The following is a 4619-nucleotide window of genomic DNA, read 5'->3' as shown; positions in this document are numbered from 1 at the left end:
CTTCTCGCGCGCCGGGCGGGTGGGGCCGGATTGGGTCCTTGGGCGGGTTGGGGTCGGGGGGTGGTGCGGGGTCACTCGGTCCAGATGGCGGCGGCCGTGCGGTCGTCGGCGTAGCCCTTGGCGCGGACCTGGACCTGGCGGAGGAAGTCGACGGTGCCCGGCGGGTGGGGGTGGGCCCAGTGGGTGGAGAGGAAGTGCGCGACGGCCGGCTCGTCGGCGATGGGCCGGGCGAGGCCCGGGGTGCACAGGAGGAGGATGTCGCCCGGCGTCGCGGGGACGAGCCGGAAGCGGAACGGGCGCGGGCCGGGCACCGGGGCCTCGGGGAACGGCGGCTGACCGTCCGGGTGGTGCAGCAGCCGCGCCGCGTAGGCGTCGATCCAGTGGCCCGAGCGCAGCAGGTAGAGCCCGCCCGGACCGACGCCGAAGGCCGCGCGGTAGCCGGCCTCCGGGTCCAGCGACACCATCAGGCAGTGCAGCGACGCCGGGGACGGGATGTCGTCCCCCTCCGGCTGCGGCGCCAGGGCGCGCAGCGGGGCGGCCGCACCGGTGGCCAGGCGCTGGAGGCCGTAGCGGAGCCGGTCGCGGGCACCGTCGCGCAGGTCCGCGGCCAGGCCGGCCCGGCTGCGCCCGATCGCGGCGGCGAGCTGGTGGCAGGCCTCCCGGCTGGCGGCCGCGATCGCCTCCGGGGTGACCGTCTCCTCCGCGGCTCCGCCCGTACGGTCGAAGCCGCCGAGGACCGCGAGCAGCAGCCCGTCCGGGCCCTCGCCGAACCGGGTGACCAGCAGGGAGTCACTGCGCGGCTCGCCCCGGTAGCGCGCGGAGTCACCCCGGACGGAGGCGGCGCGCAGGACGGACGGACCGTACTGGGCGCCGTCCAGCACGGTGTCCGGGACGAGCGCGCGCAGTGCGCCCGGGTCCGCCTCGGGTACGGCCGTCGGCTCGGGTCCGTAGGTCGGCGGGCGCTCGCCGACGTGCGGGACCGCGGCGCCGCCGTCGGCGAGCGGTGCGCGGACGGCCAGGCGGGGGTCGGGGACGGCGGCGGTCTGGGCCACGGGCTCCGGGTCGGGTTCCGAGGCGTGGACGGGTTCGGGCTCGGGGGCGGAGCTGGGGGCGGGGGGCTCGGACTTCTCCGCCTCCACCAGCGGCACCAGTTCCTCGGGGTGCTCGGGCTGCTCGGCAACGGCGGGTTCGGGGTCCGGCTGCGCCGGTTCGGGGGCGGGCGGCGGGGCGGGCTTCTCCAGCGAGACCGGGTCCGGGTCCGGGACCAGGTCCGGGACCAGGTCCGGGGCTGGGGCCGGGTTTGAGTCTGGACCCGGTACGGCCTCCGGCTCGGGTGCGGGTTCGGGTGCGGATGCCTGCTCGGGTACCGGTTCCGGTGCCGGTTCCGGTGCCGGTGCCGGTGCCGGTGCCGGTGCCGGTGCCGGTGCCGGGTCCTGCTCCGGGTCCTGCGCGCGCGCCGTCCTCGGTGCGTCGTCGGCGAAGTCGGGGGCCGGGAACCGGTGGGTCTCCGTGGAGGTCCGCTGACGCCCGATCCCCTCCGCTCCGCCGATCACGCCGACCGCGGTGTCGAACCAGTCGTCGATGCTGTCCCGGCCCGCCGAGCCCTCCGAGCTCTCAGAACCCGCCGCGCCGTCGGGCTCCCCGGAAGCCGCTACGGCCGCCTCGGGCTCGGACTCGGACTCGGGTTCGGGTTCGGGTTCGGGTTCGGGTTCGGGTTCGGGCTCCGGTGCCGGTGCCGGTTCCGCCGAGCGCTGCTGCCCGATGAGCCCGGCCGCCGTGTCGAACCAGTCGTCCACGCTGCCGTCCCCCGGGTCGGCGTGCGGGGTGTCCGGGAGGGTGCCCGTCGGACCGTCGTAGACGGCGTCCCACCAACCGTCGTCCGGCCGGTGCGGCTGTGCGGGTGCACCCTGCTTGCTCATCTGGCGGCTCCTGGTCGTTCCGTGGTCGCGCCGCCCCCGGCGGGCCGGGCTGACGACATTGTTCTCCACCTGCGACGACCCTGTCCGGGTTTCGGCGACAACCGGTCACCCACCGGAACATCCCGGCCACCGCGCTCACCAGGCTGTTCACCAGGGGGTTCGCCGGGCCGTCCACGGTGGCGTCGCCCGGTCGTCCGCTCCCGTTCCGTCCGTGCTTGCCGGATGTGTCCGGAGCAGGGCGTTTCCTGGCCATCCGGGTGTGCGGGCCCCCGAAAATGAGGGCCGATGGGGGGCATCGCATCACTCGTTCGGCTGATTAAATGTGCGCATGACCGCGTCGGCCCCCAGTTCGCCCCGACCGGGGAGGGCCGCATCCGCGGGCCGCCCGGCAGGTGGGCTGTTGGTCCTGCTGCTCGTCACGCTGTTGACGCTGCTGCCCTGCGCGGGCCAGGCGAAGGCGGTGGACGGCTCCGGCCAACCGGCGCCGCACGCGGCCCCGGTCAGCGCCGTCACCGTCGTCAGCGTGGTCAGTGTCCAGGTCGCCACCGGGCACTCCTCCTACACCGGCCACGCCGCGAAGGTCACCGGGTCCGCGAAGTCCTCGGACCACCACCGGACGGCCGAGGAGCAGGGGCACTGGATCCTCTGCACCGCAGACGGCCAGCCGCCGCGCAACAACGGCTGCTCCAGCCACCCGTACTGCTCGCAGGACGCCCAGCTGCCGAACCCGCCGCCGCAGCCGCAACCCGCCGTGTCACCGCTGACCCCGGCCGCGCCCGAGGCGCTGCCCCGGGTGGTGCCCACCGGTCTGCTCGACGGCGCGCACCCGGTGCCCGATCTGCACGAACTCCAGGTCCACCGGTCCTGAGTGGAACCCACCGCCGGCGCAGCCGCCGACGGATCCGTTTCTCCTCTCACACCAGCTGACCGCCGCCACCGACCGGTGCGGCGGGGACAAGGACGACCACCATGGGTTCCGCCTCCAAGCAGTCCAACAAGCCCGGCGGCAAGCAGGACGGCCTCGACCGCCGCGCCCGGATCGCCGAGCTGCGCGCCGCCGAGCAGCGCCGCGACCGCCGCAACAAGATCGTCGCCTCGGTGGCGGCCGGCGTGCTGGTGATCGGTGCGATCGCCACCGGCACCTGGATCGTCATGGACCAGAACCAGAAGAAGAAGGACAAGGAGACCGCCGCCAACGCGGACATCCCGGGCGTGAAGACCTTCGGCGAGCTGAGCCGCACCCACGTCAAGGACAAGGTCACCTACCCGATGACCCCGCCGGTCGGCGGCGACCACAACGCGATCTGGCTGGACTGCATGGGCCACGTCTACGACCAGCCGGTCGAGAACGAGCGCGCCGTCCACTCGCTGGAGCACGGCGCCGTCTGGGTGACGTACAACGGCAAGGCCACGCCGGACGACGTCAAGACCCTCTCCGACCGGGTCAAGAAGACCCCGTACTCGCTGATGAGCCCGTACCCGGACGAGCAGGGCACCATCACCCTGAACGCCTGGAGCACCCAGCTGACCGTGGACAGCGCCAGCGACCCGCGGGTGGAGCAGTTCTTCACCAAGTACGTCCAGGGCAAGCAGACCCAGGAGCCGGGCGCCTCCTGCACCATGGGGCAGATGTGACCGCCGACGCGGGCCGCCCCGGCGAGGCCGTGACGGCGGACGGCGCGGACAGCGCGGGCGCCCTGGACGCCGTGGACGCCGTGGACGCCGCGGCGGACGGCGTCCAGGAGGTGGAGGCCCCGCGCCGCCGCCGCATGTGGTGGCCGGCCGCGCTGGCCGCCGCCGTGGCGCTGGCGCTCGGGGTGCCGGCCCTGGTGGCGAGCGGGACCTCGGCGTCCGGATCGTCCACGCTGTCCGTCCCCGCGAACGACTCCCCCGAGGCCGGGTTCGCCCGCGACATGGCGACCCACCACCAGCAGGCCGTGGACCTGTCGTTCGTCGTCCGCGACCGCACCGCCGACGAGCCGACCCGCACCCTGGCCTTCGACATCATCAACACCCAGGCCAACCAGCGCGGGATGATGATGGGCTGGCTCGACCAGTGGGGGCTGCCCCAGCACTCGACCGCCACGCCGATGGCGTGGATGAAGATGGGCCACGAGTACCAGGCCCACGACGGTTCGCTGATGCCGGGCATGGCCACCAACACCCAGATCGCGAAGCTGCGCACGCTCAGCGGGCGGGACGCCGAGGTGTACTACCTCCAGCTGATGATCGAGCACCACAAGGGCGGCGTCGAGATGGCCCAGGGCTACGTCGACAAGGCCCGGAACGATGCCGAGAAGCGGCTCGCCCAGTCGATGGTGGTCGCCCAGACCTCCGAGCTCCAGCTGATGACCGACATGCTCAAGGAGCGCGGCGCCGAGCCCGGCGTGCCCGCCTCCTGAGTGCTCGTTCCGCGGGCTCGCCCTGCGGCTCGTACGTGTCCTTCGGGTCCGGGTGTCCCCGGGTCCCACAGGTCTCGTACGTCCTGTACGTCCCGCAGGTCCCGCAGGTCCCGCGTGTTCCCGGACGGCCGGGGCGCCGGCGGGGACGGTCCCGTACCGTCCCCGCCGCGCCCCGGCCGTCCGCCGTCTTGCCCCCCCCCCCCCCCCCCCCCCGGGGAACCCCCCCAGTGCCCCCCCCCCCCCCCGCGGGTAGGCCGGCGCGGGCACCCCCGCCCCGGGGTGCGGCGCCCCCCGCCCC

Annotated in this window: 4 protein-coding genes; 3 read left to right on the top strand and 1 reads right to left on the bottom strand. The window is 74.8% G+C overall.

What is annotated here, in order from left to right; translation table 11 throughout:
* Positions 1-71: 71 nt before the first annotated feature.
* The gene (locus tag ACWGKU_RS40415; RefSeq protein ID WP_452181029.1) at positions 72-1919 is read right to left on the bottom strand and encodes a protein phosphatase 2C domain-containing protein; all 1848 of its coding nucleotides are present in this window, start codon (positions 1917-1919) and stop codon (positions 72-74) included.
* A 400-nt stretch (positions 1920-2319) separates the two neighbouring features.
* Between ACWGKU_RS40415 and ACWGKU_RS40410 the strand changes: the two genes are divergently transcribed.
* From ACWGKU_RS40410 to ACWGKU_RS40400, 3 genes are all read left to right on the top strand, one after another.
* Positions 2320-2787, top strand: coding sequence for a hypothetical protein (locus ACWGKU_RS40410; RefSeq protein WP_401055340.1), 468 nt, complete (start codon positions 2320-2322; stop codon positions 2785-2787).
* Positions 2788-2888: 101 nt separating this feature from the next.
* Positions 2889-3554 (top strand): DUF3105 domain-containing protein, encoded by a 666-nt coding sequence (locus tag ACWGKU_RS40405; RefSeq protein WP_359908032.1) that lies wholly within the window; start codon positions 2889-2891, stop codon positions 3552-3554.
* 134 nt (positions 3555-3688) lie between these two features.
* A complete protein-coding gene (locus ACWGKU_RS40400) occupies positions 3689-4321 on the top strand; it encodes a DUF305 domain-containing protein (protein ID WP_380547925.1) in 633 nt (210 codons plus the stop codon).
* Positions 4322-4619: the final 298 nt, after the last annotated feature.

The organism is Kitasatospora sp. NPDC054768 (assembly GCF_053612025.1).
Note: the sequence above shows the minus strand (reverse complement) of the source record. Positions and strands in the feature narration are given on the sequence as shown.